Below are 21,029 nucleotides of genomic sequence, written 5' to 3' on the forward strand. Positions count from 1 at the left end.
TGATTATCAGTGCCAGCCGTTTTCCAGTTCAAAGCGGGTTTCACGCACAGCAACATCCCAGATCGCCAGCATGTCAGCATCAGGACGTTCAAAAAGGCCGTGATAATTGCCTTCGCAGCTCTCCAACAGCGCACGTTTGCGACCGGCGTCAACGCGTGCCATAGCGCCGAAATCAATGCGCTCTACCGCATGTTCCGGTTGCTGAACGCCTGCAAGACGCGTCCAAGGAAAGTTTTCCATCCATGAGGCGTGCGAAGCGCGGCTGTCAATTTCCAGTACCTTGCCCATGGTTTTCGGAGCACGCCACCAGTCGTGCATTTTGACACTGGCATCGCGGTTGCGGTTCAGCCACTCAGACACAACAGTACCGGCAGGCGCATTACCGCCATGGCCGTTGACAATCAGGATACGACGGAAACCGGCGCGGTAGATACTGTCGAGAATATCTTCAATCACGCCGATATAGGTGCGCAGGCTCAGGGATACTGTGCCCGGAAAATCGGCAAAGCTGGATGCAAGCCCATAAGGGAGCACGGGAAATACTGGCACACCCAGCGGCTCTGCGGCATCAAGCGATACTTTTTCCGCCAGGATCATATCAGTGCCAAGGCTGATGCGGGCATGTTGCTCAACGCTGCCGATCGGCAGGATACAGCGGTCGTCCTGTTTGACGCGCTCTTCAACCTGCGCCCAGTGCATGGCGTTAATATGCATGTGAAATTCCTCTCATTTCGAATGTGTTCCCGAGTCTGCGCTCATGGGTTTCTGAAAACTATTATCCATGAAAATATTTCGCATACAAGTTCCAATTGGAACAAAAATTACGTTTGACATCCTTAAAACAAGCTATATCTTGTTCTGAATGGAACTTAATTGCTAAACTGTCACGGGGAGAAGTGATGGAGGAACGCGTAGCAATCGCTCTGTTAGAGGGGCGCGCAGGGCGTAGCGAGGCGGCGGACAGCCGCATCAGCGAAAGCGATATTCTGCATACAAAATTATGGGAAAATCCGTGCTGGCTGTCCTTTCGGATCAACTATCTGGCACTGCATTATAACAATCCGATCTACGGGTTGATCGGTACTGATCATGATCTGCTGCGGCCGGAATTTGTGGTGCTGTATTCGCTGTTTCTGCGCGACCGCACGACTTTGTCCGAAGTGGTTGCCGGTTCCGGTTTTCCGAAAAACACACTGAGCCGCGCCACCAAAAAGCTGACGCGCCTGAAACTGGTGCAACGCGAGGATGACAGTGATGACCTGCGCCGTGTGGTGCTGTGCCTGACCGATGAAGGGCGCGCCATTGTTGAAGCGAAAATGACGCCGATGCTGGAGCGGGAACGCCTGATGCTGGAAACACTTAGCCCTGCTGAGCGCATGATGCTTTCGGAATTGCTGACCAAACTGGTGATCGCCTCCCGCGAATGGCCGGAAACAATTGCCTCCGATCTGCCGGAGCGTGATGAAGAGTTTGAACAAGACTAATAAATGGGGACTGGACTATTCACATGAAAAAAACACTGCATGCTTTAATGCTTGGCACAACATTGCTTTTTAGCGCCGGACAGGTTTTTGCCGCCGATCTGGTTATGGCAATTAAAGCCGGCCCTGCCTCGATGGACCCGCATTTCACGGCAACTGCCGCCAATGCCGAAGCGACGAAACATATTTTCGATACGCTGATCCGCTCAGGCAATAACCTTGAGCTTGAGCCGTCGCTGGCCGTGAGCTGGCAGGCACTTGATGATACGACATGGGAATTCAAACTGCGCGAAGGTGTGAAGTTCCATGACGGTTCGGATTTTACAGCGGAAGATGTTAAATTCTCCATCGAGCGTATTCCGCATGTAACAGGACCAAATCCGGCAACGATTTTTGTGCGCCGTGTTAAATCGGTAGAAGTGGTTGATCCGCTGACTGTGCGCGTGATAACAAATTCTGCGGCACCGACATTGCCGAATGATTTTATCCGCCTGTTTATCACTTCACACAAAGCAGCAGCTGCCTATTCAACGCAGGAAACCGCAGCAGAAGGTTTCAATACCGGCAAAGCGACAATCGGCACCGGCCCTTATAAATTCGTTTCATGGGCACCGACACAGGATCTGGTTCTGGAGCGTTTTGACGGTTACTGGGGCGGTGCACAGCCGTGGGATCGCGTTATCCGCAAGGAAATTCCGAATGATGCTGCCCGCGTTGCCCAGCTGAAAGCCGGTCAGGTTGATGTTATTTCCAAAGTGCCGGCCTCGGATGTGCCTGTACTTGAACAGGATTCATCGCTGACGGTGGTGAAAAACGAGAGCATCTATATCAGCTATCTCGAATTTGACTTCCGCGAAAAAAGCCCGATGGTATTTGCCAAGGATGGCAGCAAGCTGGATAAAAACCCGTTGCTTGATCCGCGTGTGCGAGAAGCTTTTGATCTGGCAATTGACCGCGAAACCATTGTTGAATTTGCACTGGAGGGTATGGCAGCCGTACCGACACAATTGGTGACCTCCAATATTTTCGGCTATGACAAGTCGTTGCAGGCACCGGAATTCAACATTAATCGTGCAAAAGAGCTCCTCACAGAAGCCGGTTATCCGGATGGTTTCAAAATTACACTGAGCTATTCGAATGACCGTATGCCGAATGAGCTGGGACCTACAGTCGCCCAGATGCTGGCTGCGATCGGCATTACTGCGGATGTAAACGGTGTTCCGGCAGCGGTGTTTAACCCTGCGAAAACCCGCGGTGAATATTCGCTCTATATGGCAAGCTGGGGTACATTGACCGGCGAGGCTAACTATATGCTGTCATCGCTGATGCATTCCAATGAACCGGCAAAATCACTGGGTGCGTTTAACGTGCGCGGCTATGCCAATCCGGAAATGGACAAGCTGATTGAAGATGCAGCGGCAGCGATGGATGCAGATGAGCGCCGCACATTGCTTGAAAAGGCGAATAATCTGGTGGCAACAGACCGTCCTGATCTGCCGCTTGCCATCCAGCTCAGTGCATGGGCTGTGAAGAAAGACAAGGTGGAACTGACACCGCGCGCTGATGAAGACACGCTGGCGATGAATATCAAACCAGTAAAATAAATGAATAAAAAAGGCCGGTTTAAACCGGCCTTTTTATTAGGGCTCTGCGAATGAATGACTTTTACCTATTACACTAATTTCCCCATCGGCATTAATGCACCGCGTTGCATCACCACCTGAGAGGCAACAGCATGACCGGCTTTGACAGCCGTCTCAATGTCTTTACCGCTCAACAGTGCTGCCAGAAAACCGCCATTGAATGAATCTCCGGCACCGGTTGTGTCCACCGGTATGAGCGGCTCAATATCCGTGATCTGACGTGTGCCATTGTCATCAGCAATCAGCATTGTACCGCCACCGTTTTTAACCACAACGACCTGTGCACCGGCAGCGCGATAGCGGACAGCGCAATCCTCTAAACTACGATCACCAAACATTGCCGCTTCATCATCAAAACTCGGCAAAACAATCTGCGCAACCGCTGCCGCCTGCATGATCGTTTCGCGCAAAATATCGTAGTTCTCCCACAAACGCGGCCTGATATTGGTATCAAGCACCACTGTTTTTCCGGAGCGGGCAGCATCTCGCAAATGAGAGATAAATACTGTCCGCTGCTCAGGACAAAGAATAGCCAGCGTAATCGCAGAAAAATAGATGATATCGGCATCGGAAAAAGCTTTGGCGAGCAATGGCTGATTGACCGCCAGCAGACGTGCTGCCGACTGATTGCGCCAATAGGTAAAATGCCGCTCGCCGTTCTCAACTTCGATCAGGTAAAGACCAGCCTGACGCTGCGCATCTTCCTCAATATAGTCAGTACCGATCCCGTTCCGGTTCAGAAAATCTCTCATCTTGGCAGAAAAACTATCCGTACCGATACGGGTAAAATACGACACATCCCAGTCCTGCACAGGCAGGCAAGCGCGCGCATACCATGCGGTATTTAAAGTATCGCCTGCAAAGCCAAGATGAAACTCACTGCCTCCCAGTGAGGACATTTCAATCATGCATTCACCGGCAGACAAAAAGAGCTTTTTCCTCACCATTCCCCCCGTCATGCTATTTGTTTGTCAGGTCGTTGCCCCGAGCTGCCATGGCACAAATTCATTGTCGCCATAGCCGTAAATCTCGCTCACAGTCTTACGGCCGGAAGCAACAGCGATAATCTCCTCAAAGATACGTTCGCCTGCCTGCTGGATACTCTCTTCACCGGTAACAATGCCACCGCAATTCAGATCCATGTCTTCCTTCATATGCTTGTACATATCTGAATTGGTTGCGATTTTAATACTCGGCGCCGGCTTGAAACCCGAGACCGAACCACGCCCTGTGGTGAAACAGATGAGGTTACAGCCCCCTGCCACCTGCCCTGTTACAGAGACCGGATCATAGCCCGGTGTATCCATAAATACGAAACCCGCTTCATCAATCGTCTGCGCATATTCATAAACCTGACGCAGTGGCATAGAGCCGCCTTTGGCCACGGCACCGAGCGATTTTTCGAGGATTGTGGTCAGCCCGCCCAACTTATTGCCATGAGACGGATTATTATTAAGTTCATCGCCGTTGCGCTGCGTGTAATCACGCCACCAGTCAATCCGTGACAAAAGCTTTTCAGCAATGTCCGGCCGCGCCGCCCTGCGGGTCAGCAAATGTTCAGCACCATAAATCTCCGGTGTTTCCGACAAAACGCTGGTGCCGCCATGTCGCACAAGCAAATCCGATGCATAGCCGAGTGCCGGATTTGCGGAAATGCCCGAATAGCCATCCGAGCCGCCGCATTGCAAACCGAGTTTAAGCTGCGACAAAGGCTGTTGTGTGCGCTGCGCCGCATTCACAACCGGCAACATAGTTTCAATCGCTGCAATCGCCGCTTCAATTGTCTTCCGTGTGCCGCCATATTGCTGGATGGTCAGCGTCTGCAAACGCTCGCCTTCTTCCAGCTTGTAATGCTCAAGGATCGGAGCAATCTGGTTGGTTTCACAACCCAGCCCGATCAGCAACACGCCGCCGAAATTGGGATGACGGGCATAGCCCTGTATCGTGCGGGTCAGAACCCGATAGGCTTCCGACTTTGTATTGATCCCGCAGCCGCCCGCATGTCCGAGCACCACAACCCCGTCAATATTGTCATAGTCTTTCAAACCGCCCATGCGGTTGAAATGATCCGCCACATATTGCGAAACAGTGGCTGAACAGTTTACCGTTGCAATCACACCAATATAATTGCGCGTACCAACCCCGCCTGCACCGCGGTCGAAACCCAGAAAGCTGTGTCTTTCCGCTTCCGGAAACAGTTCCGGCTCCGCATAATCAACACAGAATTCATGCTCGTGCTGTGACGGCAGCATTGCCAGATTATGCAGATGCACATGCGCACCCGCAGCAATATCCTCTGTCGCGACACCAATCACATTGCCGTATTTGCGGATTTCCTGTCCTTTTGTGATGGGTACAAGTGCAACTTTATGCCCTTTGCCGATCAGATTAGCGGCGACAAGTTCACCACTGCCGACAGGTTCTCCGGCGCGGATTGTTACCCGCGCAACCGCCACATGGTCAGACGGATGAAGGATAATAACCGGACTGTTCTGACGGGTCATCGCTCACCCGCCCACCTTTGCCGGACATAAAGCACCGGCATCCAATGCAGTGATTACCCCGCGCAATTCTGCAAGGCCACGTAACCGCCCGATAACCGGATAACCCGGTGTCACCTGTTTTGCCAGATCATCCAGCATACGGTGACCATGATCGGAGCGAAAAATAATCTTTGATCCGCTATCCCGCTTGCGGTCTTCCTCGACCAGCGCACGCAGCAATGCAACCATATCCACATCGCCTTCCAGATGGGCGGCTTCATAGAAGCTGCGCCCGTCACCCTGTCGCGTGGTTGCCCGTAAATGCGAGAAATAGATACGTGATGCAAAACGGCGCGCCATTGCAGGCAGATCATTATCCGCCCGCACACCAAGACTGCCGGAACAGAAACACATGCCATTGGCCGGTGATGGCACCGCATCAAAAATCGCGGCATAATCGGCTTCATTTGAAGCAATGCGCGGCAGTCCGAACAGGGAGCGCGGCGGATCATCCGGGTGCAGGGTCAGGCGCACGCCCAACTCGTCCGCAACGGGGGTCACTGCTTCCAAAAAAGCGATCAGATTTTGCCGCAGCTTATTAGCATCAACATGGGCATAGGTTTCCAGCTTGTCGCGGAAAGCCGGTATCGTCAGCGGCTCGGTTGTCGAACCCGGCAAAGCACTGGCAATATTGAAAATCAGCTGATTAATCTCAGCCTCGCTCATCGCCTCATAGGTTGCACGGGCAGCAAGACGGTCAGCTTCGGAATAATCCCGTTCCGCATTTTTACGCTGCAAAATATGCATATCAAAAGCAGAAAAACGATCCTGATCAAAACGCATGGCAGTCGCGCCGCTTGGCGTGACATAGTCCAGATCGGTGCGGCACCAGTCCACAACCGGCATAAAATTATAGCAAATGACTTTAATATCATGTGCCGCCAAAGCCTCCATTGAGGCAATCCATGCGGTGATATCCTGTTTTGCGGCACCGCCTTCACGCTTGATCGCATCTGAAATCGGGATGCTCTCCACCACAGACCAGACAAGCGGCGTGCGGTCAGCAGGGGTATTTTCAATCAGCGTCTTGCGTTCTGCAATCTGACCAGATGTCCATGCCTGTCCGATCGGCACATCATGCAAAGCAGATACAATATCTGTCGCTCCGGCCTGACGTACAGCATCCAAAGGCACACCGGCATCCGGCCCGAACCATCTCCACGCTTGACGCATTAACCCCTCCTCCGAATAAGTTTTTATATTTTATGATTTTGAAAATCTGCGGCAGCGGACGAACGCCTGATCAGACAAAGAAATCCGGATGGCTTTTCCGCAACTCGTCAATATCAGGCAGAACCGCGCTGAGATGATGCTTCATCGCCTTTATCGCCTCCGGAGCATCTTTGGCGGCAATGGCATCCCTGATAAGTTTATGTTCGCGCAAAACCTGATCCATACGCCCCAGCACCGGAACGGTCATGCGCCGTGCACGGTCGATCTGGATTTTCACAAGCTTCAGATGCTGCCAGATGCCGGGATAACCGGCGATTTCCGCAACCGCCTCATGGAAAGCATCGTCTGCTTCATGAAACAATCCGAGCTTTTCACGGCTGGCATGGAATTGCTGCATATCAATCAGCTCATCCAGCTTAGCGACTGCTTCCGGTGTTGATGATAATGCCGCGTGTTCCGCCGTCGCTCCTTCCAGCGCCTGACGGATCACCACAGATTCCGGTATCAGATCAACCGGAATGCGCGCCACGAAAGTGCCGGACTGCGGGAAAATATCGACCAGCCCTTCTTCAGCCAGACGAATAAGCGCCTCACGCACCGGCGTTCGACTCACACCGAATTGCTCAATAAAAGTTTTCTCGTTCAGCGCCGTGCCAGGCAGCAGCTTCATTGCAACAATATCCGCCTGTAATGCGCGGTAAATCAGCTTTGCTGCGGTTTCACGTCCTGCGGCAGGCCGCCGTCCTGAGGATATCTGCCCGAATGTCGGCTGCGTGTTCAATCTTGTTCTCCTGCCTGAATCTCAAGTCTTCAGGTCTTGTTTATCCGCTCGCAACTGCGATCCGAAACAAAAAATCCATGCGCTGTTGACATACTAATATATTATTATTTACTGTTCGCCAAGCGCCGGATGCAAATTCTGTACAAGACGGATCAAAAACCGCGGACAGAAAAAGCCGGACGGCAATGACGGAAAACAGACCTCAAAGTCTGTCAGGGAGGAAAAGACCAGCAATGGCACTCAATCCGGATCGCCTTCTGCCTGCGGAGGCAGACAGCCGCGCCATAGCGCGACGCTTGTTCGCATCGGTCGAAAAACTGCCGATCATCTCCCCGCACGGGCATACCGAACCGTCATGGTATGCGACAGATGCCGCTTTTCCCGATCCGGCAACCCTGTTTGTCAAACCCGATCATTATATCTGCCGTATGCTCTACTCACAGGGCATTCCGCTGGAGCAATTAGGCATTGCCCGTCTGGATGGCACAGCGGTGGAAACTGACAGCCGTACCATCTGGCGATTATTTGCAAAACACTGGCCTCTGTTTCGCGGCACACCGTCCCGCCTCTGGTTTGAACATTCTCTGGAGAGCGTTTTCGGCATCACAGAACGTCTCAGCGAGAACAATGCCGACCGGCTTTATGATCTGATTTCCGAGAAGTTGGCGACACCGGAAATGCGTCCGCGTGCGCTATATGACCGCTTCAATATTGAGGTGATCTCCACTACGGATTCCGCCAATGACCCGCTAACACATCATGATGCGATCCTTAGCTCAGGCTGGCACGGACGCGTTGTCCCCGCCTACCGGCCGGATGCAGTGGTTGATGCATCCCGTCCTGATTTTCAGAGTGAACTGGAAAAATTTATAGAACTGACAAATAATCCTATGACCTATCAGGGGTATTTGCAGGCGCACCGCAACCGCCGCGCCTATTTCAAGGCACGCGGCGCGACATCCACCGATCACGGTCACCCGACTGCACAGACAGCCAACCTTTCGGCAGGGGAAGCGGAAGCGCTGTTTGAACGCATCATCAAACAACCGGTCAAACCGGAAGATGCAGAACTGTTTCGCGCGCAGATGCTGACCGAAATGGCGCGCATGAGCATTGATGACGGGCTGGTCATGCAGATCCATCCTGGCTCATACCGCAATCATAATCCGAAGATTTTTTCCGCTTTCGGTTTTGACAAAGGTGCGGATATTCCGAACCAGACCGGCTATGTGAAAGAACTCAAACCATTGCTTGATGCGCATGGTAATGATCCACGCCTGACGCTTATTCTGTTCACGCTGGATGAGACGGCTTACAGCCGCGAACTCGCACCGCTGGCAGGGCATTACCCTGCCCTCAAGCTCGGCCCCGCATGGTGGTTTCATGACAGTCCGGAGGGGATCAGACGCTATCGTGAACTGACAACGGAAAGCGCCGGTTTCTACAATACTGTCGGCTTCAATGACGACACCCGCGCTTATCTCTCCATTCCCGCCCGCCATGATATGGCACGCCGTGTGGATTGCGCTTTCCTTGCCCGTCTTGTTGCTGAGCACCGCCTTGATGAGGAAGAAGCCTATGAAGTCGCTCATGACCTCAGCTACCGGCTGGCGAAACAGGCTTATAAATTATGACCGGAATACTCAATTCTCTATCCGATAAAACCCTGGCCGATCTGCCTGCAACTGTGGGCAAACCTGCCTATGACCGTTCTGATCTGAAAACAGGGATTATCCATTTAGGTATCGGTGCATTTCACCGTGCGCATCAGGCGGTGTATACAGAAAATATTCTGCAGGATGACCCGAGTTGGGGCATTACCGGTGTTTCTCTGCGTAGTCCCGACACCAGAGATGCGCTCGCCCCGCAGGAGTATCTCTACAGTGTTGCCGTGCGTGATGGTGCCGGTGAAAAACTGCATGTTATCGGCTGTCTCACCGATATTCTGGTCGCACCGGAAAATCCGGAAGCCGTGCTTCAAGCCATGTGTCAGCCGGATATCCGCATTGTCACGCTGACTGTGACCGAAAAAGGCTATTGCTACGCCCCCGCCAGTCGCACGCTGGATGAGAGCAACAGCGATATTATCCATGACCTGAAACACCCGCATGCACCACGCTCTGCACCCGGCTTTCTGGTCGAGGCTATCAGGAGAAGACACGCATCAGGACTACAGCCTTTCACAGTTCTCTCCTGCGATAATCTGCCAGCCAATGGTGAAACACTGAAGCGTGTGACTGTCCGGCTTGCCGAACTGACCAATCCGGAACTTGGCAGCTTTATCGCGGAACATGTTGCATTCCCGTCCAGTATGATTGACCGCATTGTACCGGCAACCACCAATCAGGATCGTGAAAGTGTCAGCCGTGCTTTGAACATGAAAGATCAATGGCCGGTCTGCACAGAACCGTTCAGCCAATGGGTGGTTGAAGATCATTTCCCTTCCGGTCGCCCTTCATGGGAAAAATCCGGCGCAAGTTTTGTCCGCGATGTCGCCGCTTTTGAGCTGATGAAGCTGCGTCTGCTCAACGGCAGTCACTCCACACTTGCCTATCTTGGCTTTCTCGCCGGTCATGAAACCGTATCCGCAACCATGGCTGCTGCCGGTTTTAAAATATTCATCCGCGCCATGATGGATGAAGAAATTACGCCGACACTACCCGCTCTGCCGGATTTTGATCTTTCAACCTATAAAGACCAGCTGATTGAACGGTTTTGCAATCCGGCCCTGCATCACCGGACTGCACAGATTGCTATGGACGGTTCGCAGAAACTGCCGCAACGCCTGCTGAATACAATTCAGAACCGTCTTCTGGCCGGTCAGTCTTTTGACCGCCTCGCACTTGGTGTCGCCGCATGGATGCGCTTTGTGACCGGTAAAGATGAACACGGACAAGCTATCGACATTCGCGATCCGCTGCGTGATCAACTCTTGCAGGCAACGGCGGGGCTCACCACTGCGCAGGATATACTGAATGCATTGCTGGCTTTTGACAGTATTTTCGCGCCCGAACTCGCCCAAAATGCACATTTCAAAGCCGTCACTTTACAGCAACTTGAAACATTACTGACAAACGGCGCGGCTAAAACAGTTCAGGATTTCAAGTCCGTAAATACCAAGGCGTAAAAACGGGATATTTTTTGCTTGCCCTGCAAAATTGATAGACTAATATATTAAAATAAAAGAGCGGCCTTTCTGAGGAGGCAGGCCGCACTACCAATAAAAAACAACGGGGAGGAACAGTCATGCATTTCACACGCAGACAGACATTGGGTGGTCTGGCAGCTCTTGCTACACTTCCGGCAACAAAGCTCTGGGCACAGAGCAAACTGGCACTGCCGACATCGCCGGTCGCAATCAACATTGTTGACGTCGCCGGCAATCTGGCGCTGACCCAGAAAGCAATTGAAAATTATGCTGCAGCTAAACCGGAACTGGTTTCAAAAATTACTTTCACCAAAGCACCGGCACCCGAACTTCCGGGCAAGCTGAAAGCGCAGCAGGCCGCCAAGCGCCTCGATATTGATCTGGTTTTGACCGGCGCGGATGCGCTGGCTGCCGGACTGGAAATGGACCTGTGGGTCAAGCTGTTTCCTGACCACACCGCAGCCTTACCTGACCTGCAATCCATTTATCTGGAACCGGCATGGCGCATGCAGGCCTTTGCCAAAGATCACGGCGTTGCAGTCGTCTATTATCCGTCGGGCCCGCTGCTCGAATATATGCCTGAGCATGTGAAAAAAGTACCTGCCAATGCGGAAGAATTGCTCGCATGGGCAAAAGAAAATCCGAATAAATTTGCCTATGCCCGTCCGGCCAATTCCGGCCCCGGCCGCACATTTCTGATGGGACTGCCATATCTGCTCGGCGATACAGACCCGCGCGATCCGGTCAAAGGCTGGGATAAGACATGGGCTTATCTGAAAGAGCTGCATAAATATGTTGAATATTACCCGACCGGCACCGGCGCTCTGATGAAAGAGCTCGGCGAAGGCACCCGTCATATGACTGTGACCACAACCGGCTGGGACATCAATCCGCGCGTGCTTGGCGTGGTGCCGAAAGAAGCAGCCGTTGCCAAACTGGATGGCTTCCATTGGGTTGCCGATGCGCAGTTCATGAGCGTGCCGAAGGGTGTCAGCGATGAAAAACTCGCTGTTCTGCTCGATCTGATGAGCTTCCTGCTCACCCCTGAGCAGCAAGCCTATACCTATGATGAAGGCTATTTCTATCCGGGTCCTGCGGTCAAAGATGTGCCGCTCTCCATGGCGCCGCAATCCAGTCAGGATGCCATCGCGGAATATGGCCGCGCAGAATATGCCGACTGGATCGCCAATAATCCGGTGGAGCTGCCGCTTGATCCGGATGCCATGGTCGTCGCGTTCCGCCGCTGGGACGAAGAAGTCGCCAGCCAGCCAAAATAAAACCGGTAAACGACGGATGTCATCTGCCTGTCAGGTGACATCCGGCAATGAGGTATTTCATGCAACTTGCGTCACTACCCTTTGAGGAAATCCGGCTTGAAAAGCTCAGCCGGTCTTTCGGAGCTCATCAGGCATTAAAAGGCATCTCCCTTTCGATCAGGAAAGGCGAATTTATTGCCCTGCTCGGCCCGTCCGGCTGCGGAAAATCCACAGCATTGAACTGTATCGCCGGACTGCTCGCGACAACGGGTGGTGGTATTTTTATTGATAAAACCCGTATCGACACTCTGAAGCCGGAAGATCGCGGTTTCGGCATGGTGTTTCAGAATTATGCGCTGTTTCCGCATATGACTGTACGCCAGAATGTCGGTTTCGGTCTGAAAATGCGCGGCACCCCCAAAGCGGAAATGAACAGTCGTGTGGAAGCCGCCATTGCCATGGTGCGCCTGCATGGTCAGGAGGACAAATTACCGGGGCAGCTATCGGGCGGCCAGCAGCAGCGTGTTGCCATTGCCCGCGCCATCGTGATTGAACCGCCTCTGGTTCTGATGGACGAACCATTGTCCAATCTTGATGCCAAGCTGCGTCTGGAAATGCGCGCTGAAATTCGCCGCATTCATAATCAGCTTGGTGCAACAACGATTTATGTGACCCACGATCAGGATGAAGCGCTGTCGCTGGCCGACAGGATTGTGGTGCTTCGCGATGGTGAAATCCGTCAGGTCGGTTCACCGGTCGAGCTTTATGAACATCCGGATCATCTGGATGTGGCCGAATTCATGGGCTACCGCAACCGACTTTCCGGTAAAATCATCGCCGAACAGAACGGCAAGGTGACACTCGATATCGGCAATGCCCATGTTTCCGGTACCGCACGGGTGCCGCTGGCCGTCGGGCAAAATGCTGTTCTTGCAGTGCGACCGGATGATGTGAGCACCACAGCTGCAAATGCATCAACCATCCAATCAAATATTCTGGCTAAAGTTGAGACAATTGAATATCGCGGCCGCGATTTTGTCGGCACTGCCAGTACCGATAATGCACATGAGCTGGTGTTTCACGCTTCAGCGAATGCAGCACCCGGCAGCGCTATCGCGCTGGCTATCGACCCTGCCCGTGCCCTTGTGTTTCCGGCGTGAGGTGACACATGAACACCTCTTCCGATCTTGAAAAACTGTCACTGCGACAAAGGCTCGCTGTCAAAGGGATCGACGGCACAACCATGCTGGTTCTGCCTGCGGTCATCTTCCTGCTGGGGGTCTTTATCTATCCGTTCATCTATGGCTTGCTGCTCTCCTTCACCCCGCAAGAGGGGGAAGGTATGCTAGCCAATTATATCAAATTCTTCTCCGATCCGTTTTTGTATAAAACCATCGGAACGACTTTGTGGCTGGCCATTCCTGTCACGCTGATCAGCCTGCTGATTGCTGTGCCGGTGGCATTCCGTGTCCGGTTGATGCGCCGTCAACGCCTGCTCACCACCATTCTTGTTCTGCCGGTCACATTAGGCACGGTGCTGGTGGCCGAAGGTTTGCTCAATTACCTTGGGCCTCAGGGCTGGTTCAGCCGCACGCTGATGTTTATCGGCCTTGTCGACAGCCCGTTAAAGCTGACCAATAATTACTGGGGCGTCTTTGCTTCCTTGATTATTACCGGCTTTCCTTTCACCTTTTTGCTCACTTTGTCTTATGTCACCGGTATTGATCCGGCACTGGAACAGGCTGCAGCAACCCATGGTGCTAAAAGCTGGCAGCGCTTCCGCCACGTCCTTCTGCCGCTGCTGATGCCGGGACTGGCAATTACCTTCTGCCTGTCTTTTGTGCTGGCTTTCGCAGTCTTCCCGTCCGCCGTATTGCTTGGCGCTCCGGCAGGGCCGACACGCGTCATTTCCATTGCCGCCTATCAGGCAGCCTTTGAGCAATATGATTATTCAATGGCATCCGCCGTTGCCATGATTATGGCCACTGTGCAGTTGGCGATTGTTGCGGCAGTCCTTGGCATACGCAGTCTGTTTTATCGCGGCGCGACCAGCGGAGGTAAAGGCTAATATGATCAGAGATACCTCTATCGGATCCAAATTATGGATCACCGCCGTATGGGTCATTGTTGCCTTTTTTGTCATCAACCTGCTGGCAATGATTGCAACAGTCGTGCTCTCGTCTTTTTCAACGCGATGGCTCGGCACATGGCTGCCGCAGGCACTGACGACGCGCTGGTACTTCACCGCTTGGCGGGAGTTCCAGCTCGGTGATGTGCTGATTGTCACCTTCCAGATCGTCTTCACAGTTGTGGCTCTATCCGGTCTGCTCGGCGTTACAGCAGCCTATGCCATGGCGCGCCGCAATTTCCCCGGTCGCAATCTGGTGATGCTGTTGTTTTTGCTGCCATTGCTGGTGCCACCGATCACCTTCGGTATTCCGTTGGCCACTGTGCTCTATCAGGCGGGTGTCGGGGGGACATTCTGGGGCGTTGTACTGGCCAATTTGGTGCCGACCGTTCCCTTTGTTATTCTGGTGATGATCCCGTTTATCGAGCAGATTGACCCGAAAGTGGAAGCAGCTGCCCATGTCTTTGGTGCGAATAAATTCCAGCTGTTTCGCTATGTGCTGATGCCTATGCTGCTGCCCGGCATTCTGGCTGCATTGCTGCTGGTGCTTGTCCGCACAGTTGCCATGTTTGAGCTAACATTCCTCACCGCAGGACCAACCAGTCAGACCCTTGTTGTGGCGCTCTACTATTCCGTTTTTGCCTCGGGTGTACGCTCAGTCCAGTCTATTGATGCCATGGCAGTGATCTATATGATTACAACTCTGGTATGGCTGCTGCTGGCACTGCGCTTTGTTAATCCGACACAGATTGTCGCCCGCGCCAAACAGTCTAACAATTAAAAATACACCCGCCGTCAGAGCATATGATCTGACGGCGGGTTTAGAGCGGTTCCCGTTAAAATTAAATCGGTAAAATCGCTCTAAATCTTTGTTTCAACGCGTATCTTATCTGATCGAAGCGGGATTTAGAAATCAGTCCGGTGGACTGATTTCCCCGCGAAGGCGCTTCACACTTTTCGGGATACGCTATAATTCTCCCGCTGCAATGGCGGGTAAGTTTCCGAGAGCGCTCTCAATCAACGGACGAATAGCGCTGTGCAAAATGTCCTGATTTTCGGTTTGCACCATAATCACATCAGGCAGTTTTAAAGCACCAACCAGCCCTTCTGCCTGAAACTGACTGCATAACTGAGTAAAAACAGCCTGATTAGAAGTAAACGGCCCTGTCAGATAGACTCTGTCAGGAAACAAAATGCGGCACATATTGCCCAGTGCCCGCGCCACAAGACGGGTTGCCAGCTGCATATCAGCATGATCTGCAAGTGATGCATCCTGCAAATATCCGCCGATATCCTGCTCTTGGCCCAAACATGTCAGCTCATCCAGCCCCAATTGCTGCAACAAGACCGGCAGGGCAACGGCTGTTTCCAGACAACCTCGGTTTCCGCAACCGCAGGGGCGATCCTGTAATGTATCGAATCGCCAATGGCCGATCTCACCAAAAGGCCCCTGATGGGCAATGCTGGCGACATCGCGGGAACAATAAGCAAGCCCGATCCCCCAGCCCCAATGCAACAATGCGGCGGTATTGACCGGCGCAGTCTCTGCTTTGAAATGCACATCCAGCTCAATATCCAGCTGACGGAACAAACAGACAAGCGGCGTAACAGGGTTCAAGGCTTCAGCGAGATTAAAGTCCCGCACCTGCGGCCAGCGGGATGTAATCAGCCAAACCCTTTTTTTAACATCGACAATACCCGCCACGAGAATTGTCGTGCCGACATGCACCATCATATCCGGTTGTGAAGCCCGCAATGTCTGTATCATTTGCTGCAGAAAAACCGTCATCTGCTGATTATCCGCATCATCATTCAAACGCTTGGTCTGCGAGGTAATAATATTCCTCTGCAAGTCCAGCAAAGCGCCTTCCACCACATAGCTGGTCATTTTAATAACAGTGAAACCGATCCGCTGTGCGTTCAACCGTACAAGTGTTCCGGGGCGCCCGCGTCCGCGCCTTTCCGCCACGTCTTCCGTTACAAAACCATTATCCAGCAAATCCGCAATAATGCGGGAAGTAGTCATCGACGTCAGATCAAGCGTAGCCGCAAGGCTGGCGCGGGACTGCCCGTCCGCCTCCAGCAGACTGCTGACAACACGGGCACAATCACGTTCATGCGCATCGGAAAAGCGGAGATTCTGAAAATTCTGCATAGCAACTCATCCCATATTATTATTTTGAATAATATTATTCAAAAATAACTTGCAAGCCTAAAATGAAGGTGTATTCTTTTAGTTGGGAGGAGGCAGAGGTCATTGTCAGCTTAAAAAAGCGACCCGACCGGTCAGCCTTAACAATCAGAGCTTTGCAGCCTGCGTCATGCGCGGGAATGCTGATGCTTTGTCTTTTAAAACGGGGAGAGTGGCGTGGAAATACGTGTTTTCGACACGAAACAACAATTGGGAGAGGCTGCAGCAAAACGTGGTGCGGAAGCCATCAGATCGGCTCTGCGCAACAAGGGGAAAGCCTCAATTATTGTTGCTACCGGTGCCAGCCAGTTTGAAATGCTGGAAGTACTGATCCGCGAACCGGATATTGACTGGTCCAAAGTCACCGCTTTTCATCTGGATGAATATGTCGGCATGAAAAAGAGCCATCCGGCAAGCTTCCGCCGCTATCTGATTGAGCGCTTTGTTAAACCGCTCGGCGGTAAAGTCACACTCCACGAAATCAATGCCGAAGATAATCCGGAAGCAGAAGCCGGCAGGCTCAGCAAGCTGATTGTCGATGAGACCATTGATGTTTGCTTTGCAGGTATCGGGGAAAATTGCCATCTGGCTTTTAATGACCCGCCGGCCGATTTCGATACCGACAAACCTTATATTATTGTTGATCTGGATGAAGCCTGCCGCCGCCAGCAAATGGGTGAAGGCTGGTTTGCCACGCTGGAAGATGTGCCTGCTCAGGCTATCTCCATGAGCATTAAACAGATTATGAAATCATCCCTGATCATTCTATCCGTGCCGGATCAACGCAAGGCGCAGGCTGTTAAAAATGCCCTTGAAGGATCAGTAACGCCGCTTCACCCGGCATCCATTTTGCAGAACCACAACAACACTGTGGCTTTGCTCGACACACAATCAGCGTCGCTTTTGTCATGCGCACCAAAGGCTTAACTGATCTTCAGGTCAACGGCTTTGCCGGTGTTGATTTCAACTCCGGCAAGCTTACCGCATCTGAACTCGACCATGCATTAGAAGCTATGCTCGCGACAGGTGTCACAGCCTGTTTGCCGACGCTGATCACCGCTGCACCGGATGTGTTGCTGCAGCGTATTCAAGTGCTGGATAATGCCATTCAGCATAGCATACTTGGCGGCCTGATGTGCTTAGGCCTGCATATTGAAGGGCCGTTTCTCAACCCGCAACAGGGTTTTGCCGGATGCCATCCGGCTGGCGTTATGACACCACCATATGCCAGCCTGATTGATGATTTGCAGGCGCGGATCACCACGCCGATCCTGCTGGTGACATTGGCACCGGAGCTGTCCGGTTCTGAAGCGTTTATTACAGCAATGAAGGCTCGCAATATTCTCACGGCCATCGGCCATTCTGATTGTAACTTTGAGACTGCAGCTCATGCAGCCTCGGCCGGAGCCAGCCTTTCCACCCATCTCGGCAATGGCCTGCCGCAGCATATGCCAAAGCTGGATAATCCGCTGTTTGCCCAGCTGGCAGAAGACCGCCTTACCGCCTGCTTCATTGCCGACGGATTTCATATTCCGCCGCAAGCGCTCAAAGTCATGATACGGGCGAAGGGGATTTCGCGTTCCGTTTTGGTAACCGATGCGGTTTCCGCAGCAGCGGCTGAGACAGGCTTTTATCATTTCGCGGATATGCGGATTGAGCGCCATGACAATGGCATGGTCAAAAATCCGAATGGTGCCGGTCTCGCCGGTTCAACGCTGTGTCTCGATCAGGCTGTACGCAATCTTGTGGCATGGGGCATTGCCTCTTTTGAAGAAGCAGTGCGCATGGCATCCGCTAATGTTGAGGCACTTCTGGCACCTGTCCTCGCTGCTCGCGGCGTAAAACATCCTGTGAGTTTCATCGAATGGACATCTGATCTGTTTATACGGAAAGCAACCTTTCCGGAGCATGACGCATAAGCATCAAAACCGCTCAACCTATAAAAATAAAAAAGGGAACAGGATGAAAATCAATGATCTGAGAATGAACCGGCGCGTGCTGATTACAGGTGCATCCGCCACCGCATTTCTGGCCGGCAGCGGCTTAAGTTTTGCCCGCAAAATGCCGCTGCCGGCCAAGCCGGTCGAAGTGAAGCTGATGGATGTCGGCGGGGCTTTGTCGCTCGTACAGCCTGCCCTTGAGCTTTATGCCGAGCGCAATCCGGATAAGGTTTCCCGTATTGTGTTCCTGAAAGCACCGGTGACGGAGCTCGCCGGTAAACTCAAAGTGCAGCAAAAGAGTAACCGCGTTGATATTGATCTTGTGCTGACCGGCAGTGACGGACTGGCAGCCGGTCTGGTAGAAGATACATGGATGCAAATCCTGCCGGAATTTAACGAAACTTTCCCTGATATTGAGGCCAATTACGAGCCTGCAGCCCTGAACCTGCATAAAATTCAGGGTGCCGGTTACGGTGTGGTTGTCACCTATTACCCTTCGGGGCCCCTGCTCGAATATGCACCGGAGCGTGTGGCAAAAGCACCGGAAAGCGCTGAAGAACTGCTGGCCTGGGCAAAAGAAAATCCGGGACGTTTCCTCTATGCCCGTCCGACAAATTCAGGCCCTGCCCGCACCTTCATGATGGGGCTGCCTTATATTCTCGGTGATAAAGACCCGACCGATCCGATCAACGGCTGGGAGAAGACATGGAACTATCTCGCGGAACTCGGCGATTATATTGATTATTATCCGGCGGGTACCGGCGCAACGATGAAAGAATTCGGCGAAGGTTCACGCGATATTATCGTGACCACCACCGGCTGGGACATTAATCCGCGCGCAGTCGGCATTGTGCCGGAAACAGCCAAAATCTCCACACTGAAAGGCTTCCACTGGGTTTCCGATGCCTTCTTCATGTGCATTCCGAAAGGCGTGAAAGAGGATGTTCTGGCGGTGACGCTGGATATCATGGCGTTCCTGCTCACACCGGAAGCACAGGCCTTTGCCTATAATGAAGGCTCGCTCTATCCGGGCCCTGCAGTGAAAAATGTACCGCTATCCATGGCCCCGCAGCATAGTCAGGATATTATCAAGCAATTCGGACGTCCTGAATATGATGACCTGATTGCCAATAATCCGATTGAGCTGCCGCTGAAACCGGAAAAAATGGTGCAGGCTTTCCGAAAGTGGGATGAGCTGGTCGGCGCACGCAAATCATAACCATTACACCTTCACCCCCAGACTGCGGAGCCTGCAGCCTTGTGTGTCTATTCGATATACAGCGCTCTAAAGCTCCGCATTTTTTCCCGTTACAGCGGATAGCATTATGACACAGATCCCGCAGATTGCTCTTATCGGTGCCGGTTATCGCGGCAATGCCTATGGCGATATTGCCCTGAAAAACCCGCATCTTATGAAATTTGCCGCTGTCTGCGATATCAGACCTGATGCGGTTGCTGCATTTGCCAACAAGCATGGCATTGCACCGGAGAACTGCTTTTCAGACAGCATCACCATGCTCAATACGCTCAAAAATATTGATGCTGTTGTCGTGGCCAATCTCGACAAGGATCATGAAGCTGTTGCCGTTGCCGCTCTTGATCGAAAATTCAACGTGCTGCTGGAAAAGCCGATGGCTTCCACAGTTGAAGCCTGTCAGCGCATGGCGGAAGCCTCGGAACGCAACCAGCGCTTTTTGATGATCTGTCATGTGCTACGCTACACACCGTTCTTTGCCAAAATCAAAGAGCTGATTGAGAACCGGACTTTCGGGACTGTGCAAAGTATTCGTGCTTCCGAAAATATCGGCTATTACCATCACTCGCACAGTTATGTGCGCGGCAATTTCCGGCGCTTAGAAAACGGCAGTCCGCTGATTTTGGCGAAATGCAGCCATGATATGGATATTCTGCACTGGCTGACGGATGAAACGCCGTTACGTATTTCCAGTTTCGGCAGCCTGAAACAATTTACACCTAAAAATGCTCCACAAGGCGCTACTGAGCGTTGTCTCGACGGCTGTCTGGTGGAAATGACATGCCCCTATTCCGCACGCCGGATTTATCTGGGAGACCATACCGGCTGGCCGGTATCGATGATTTCCGTTGATACCAGCATTGAAGCACGCACAAAGGCGATCCGTAACGGGCCTTATGGCCGCTGCGTTTATCACAGCGACAATACAGTGGTTGACCGGCAGATTGTCGGCATTGAATTTACCAATAATATTACCGCCAGTTTTGAAGTTCATGCCTTCAACAAGCGCACCGAACGCCACATCCATATCGGAGGCAGCGAGGGAGAACTGACCGGTTGCTTTGAAGACGGCTGGCTGGTGATTAAATTCTTTGATGACCGGCCGGATATCACAATTCAGATTGAAACACTTGCCGGTGATCATATGGGCGGCGATCTGCGATTGATGGAAGATTTCGCCACTGCGCTACGTGCTCCTTATGGACATGAAATCAGAACCGCCGCTCAAAAATCAGTCACAAGTCATCTGATGGCGCTGACTGCAGAACAGGCCAGAGTGAGCAAACAGGTTATTGAGTTGTGAACTCCGCATGTGCTTGATCGCGCGAGGATAATATATTCAGATCATAATTATCTATGTTACATGAAGCATGTATTCCGGCATTGTATTGTCGGAATTATTGCGGAGGAAGCATGATGATTTGCAGAGTGATCAGTATAAGCCGGATCAAAAAAGAAGCTGCGCGCTTATCGGTGCTGCTACTGTCGGT

General features: G+C 52.4%; 18 protein-coding genes. 12 read left to right on the forward strand and 6 right to left on the reverse strand.

Features of this window, described 5'->3' with window-relative positions:
• Positions 1 to 6: 6 nt before the first annotated feature.
• Positions 7 to 714, reverse strand: coding sequence for a creatininase family protein (locus F7P81_RS02845; protein ID WP_151158494.1), 708 nt, complete (start codon positions 712 to 714; stop codon positions 7 to 9).
• A 185-nt stretch (positions 715 to 899) separates the two neighbouring features.
• Here F7P81_RS02845 and F7P81_RS02850 point away from each other — a divergent pair, with 185 nt between their 5' ends.
• Both F7P81_RS02850 and F7P81_RS02855 read left to right on the forward strand, forming a co-directional pair.
• Positions 900 to 1,484 carry a MarR family winged helix-turn-helix transcriptional regulator gene (locus tag F7P81_RS02850; protein ID WP_151158495.1) on the forward strand — a complete coding sequence of 195 codons (585 nt, stop codon included), beginning with the start codon at positions 900 to 902 and terminating at the stop codon, positions 1,482 to 1,484.
• Positions 1,485 to 1,507: 23 nt separating this feature from the next.
• Positions 1,508 to 3,085, forward strand: coding sequence for an ABC transporter substrate-binding protein (locus F7P81_RS02855; protein ID WP_151158496.1), 1,578 nt, complete (start codon positions 1,508 to 1,510; stop codon positions 3,083 to 3,085).
• 68 nt (positions 3,086 to 3,153) lie between these two features.
• On the opposite strand, the gene F7P81_RS02860 is transcribed toward F7P81_RS02855, so the two are convergent.
• From F7P81_RS02860 to F7P81_RS02875, 4 genes are all read right to left on the reverse strand, one after another.
• Entirely contained in the window at positions 3,154 to 4,032 is an 879-nt protein-coding gene (locus F7P81_RS02860) for a sugar kinase (protein ID WP_246176021.1), read from the reverse strand.
• A 63-nt stretch (positions 4,033 to 4,095) separates the two neighbouring features.
• Complete coding sequence (locus F7P81_RS02865; protein WP_151158498.1) at positions 4,096 to 5,628, reverse strand: UxaA family hydrolase; 1,533 nt, start codon at positions 5,626 to 5,628, stop codon at positions 4,096 to 4,098.
• 3 nt (positions 5,629 to 5,631) lie between these two features.
• Positions 5,632 to 6,840 (reverse strand): mannonate dehydratase, encoded by a 1,209-nt coding sequence (uxuA, locus tag F7P81_RS02870; protein ID WP_151158499.1) that lies wholly within the window; start codon positions 6,838 to 6,840, stop codon positions 5,632 to 5,634.
• A 70-nt stretch (positions 6,841 to 6,910) separates the two neighbouring features.
• The gene (locus F7P81_RS02875; RefSeq protein WP_246722464.1) at positions 6,911 to 7,621 is read right to left on the reverse strand and encodes a GntR family transcriptional regulator; all 711 of its coding nucleotides are present in this window, start codon (positions 7,619 to 7,621) and stop codon (positions 6,911 to 6,913) included.
• A gap of 233 nt (positions 7,622 to 7,854) precedes the next feature.
• On the opposite strand from F7P81_RS02875, the gene uxaC reads away from it, so the two are divergent.
• The 6 genes from uxaC (at position 7,855) to F7P81_RS02905 (ending at position 14,934) form a co-directional block, all read left to right on the forward strand.
• The gene (uxaC, locus tag F7P81_RS02880; protein WP_151158500.1) at positions 7,855 to 9,255 is read left to right on the forward strand and encodes a glucuronate isomerase; all 1,401 of its coding nucleotides are present in this window, start codon (positions 7,855 to 7,857) and stop codon (positions 9,253 to 9,255) included.
• A complete protein-coding gene (locus F7P81_RS02885; protein WP_151158501.1) occupies positions 9,252 to 10,748 on the forward strand; it encodes a mannitol dehydrogenase family protein in 1,497 nt (498 codons plus the stop codon). Before uxaC ends, F7P81_RS02885 begins: the two co-directional genes overlap by 4 nt.
• Positions 10,749 to 10,867: 119 nt before the next feature.
• Positions 10,868 to 12,046, forward strand: a complete 1,179-nt coding sequence (locus F7P81_RS02890) for an ABC transporter substrate-binding protein (RefSeq protein WP_151158502.1) — start codon at positions 10,868 to 10,870, stop codon at positions 12,044 to 12,046.
• A gap of 59 nt (positions 12,047 to 12,105) precedes the next feature.
• Entirely contained in the window at positions 12,106 to 13,185 is a 1,080-nt protein-coding gene (locus F7P81_RS02895; RefSeq protein WP_151158503.1) for an ABC transporter ATP-binding protein, read from the forward strand.
• 8 nt (positions 13,186 to 13,193) lie between these two features.
• Positions 13,194 to 14,093, forward strand: a complete 900-nt coding sequence (locus F7P81_RS02900) for an ABC transporter permease (RefSeq protein WP_151158504.1) — start codon at positions 13,194 to 13,196, stop codon at positions 14,091 to 14,093.
• Between the two features lies 1 nt (position 14,094).
• Complete coding sequence (locus tag F7P81_RS02905) at positions 14,095 to 14,934, forward strand: ABC transporter permease (RefSeq protein ID WP_022710252.1); 840 nt, start codon at positions 14,095 to 14,097, stop codon at positions 14,932 to 14,934.
• A 186-nt stretch (positions 14,935 to 15,120) separates the two neighbouring features.
• Here F7P81_RS02905 and F7P81_RS02910 read toward each other — a convergent pair whose 3' ends face one another.
• Positions 15,121 to 16,308 carry an ROK family transcriptional regulator gene (locus F7P81_RS02910; protein WP_151158505.1) on the reverse strand — a complete coding sequence of 396 codons (1,188 nt, stop codon included), beginning with the start codon at positions 16,306 to 16,308 and terminating at the stop codon, positions 15,121 to 15,123.
• 213 nt (positions 16,309 to 16,521) lie between these two features.
• On the opposite strand from F7P81_RS02910, the gene F7P81_RS02915 reads away from it, so the two are divergent.
• The 4 genes from F7P81_RS02915 (at position 16,522) to F7P81_RS02930 (ending at position 20,842) form a co-directional block, all read left to right on the forward strand.
• Positions 16,522 to 17,271, forward strand: coding sequence for a glucosamine-6-phosphate deaminase (locus tag F7P81_RS02915; RefSeq protein ID WP_151158506.1), 750 nt, complete (start codon positions 16,522 to 16,524; stop codon positions 17,269 to 17,271).
• Positions 17,253 to 18,263, forward strand: coding sequence for an N-acetylglucosamine-6-phosphate deacetylase (locus F7P81_RS02920; RefSeq protein ID WP_151158507.1), 1,011 nt, complete (start codon positions 17,253 to 17,255; stop codon positions 18,261 to 18,263). Before F7P81_RS02915 ends, F7P81_RS02920 begins: the two co-directional genes overlap by 19 nt.
• Before the next feature lie 58 nt (positions 18,264 to 18,321).
• Positions 18,322 to 19,503, forward strand: coding sequence for an ABC transporter substrate-binding protein (locus F7P81_RS02925; protein ID WP_151158954.1), 1,182 nt, complete (start codon positions 18,322 to 18,324; stop codon positions 19,501 to 19,503).
• Positions 19,504 to 19,609: 106 nt separating this feature from the next.
• Positions 19,610 to 20,842 (forward strand): Gfo/Idh/MocA family protein, encoded by a 1,233-nt coding sequence (locus tag F7P81_RS02930; RefSeq protein ID WP_151158508.1) that lies wholly within the window; start codon positions 19,610 to 19,612, stop codon positions 20,840 to 20,842.
• Positions 20,843 to 21,029: the final 187 nt, after the last annotated feature.

The sequence above is a fragment of the Pseudochrobactrum saccharolyticum genome (genome assembly GCF_008801715.1).
Classification (GTDB): domain Bacteria; phylum Pseudomonadota; class Alphaproteobacteria; order Rhizobiales; family Rhizobiaceae; genus Pseudochrobactrum; species Pseudochrobactrum saccharolyticum.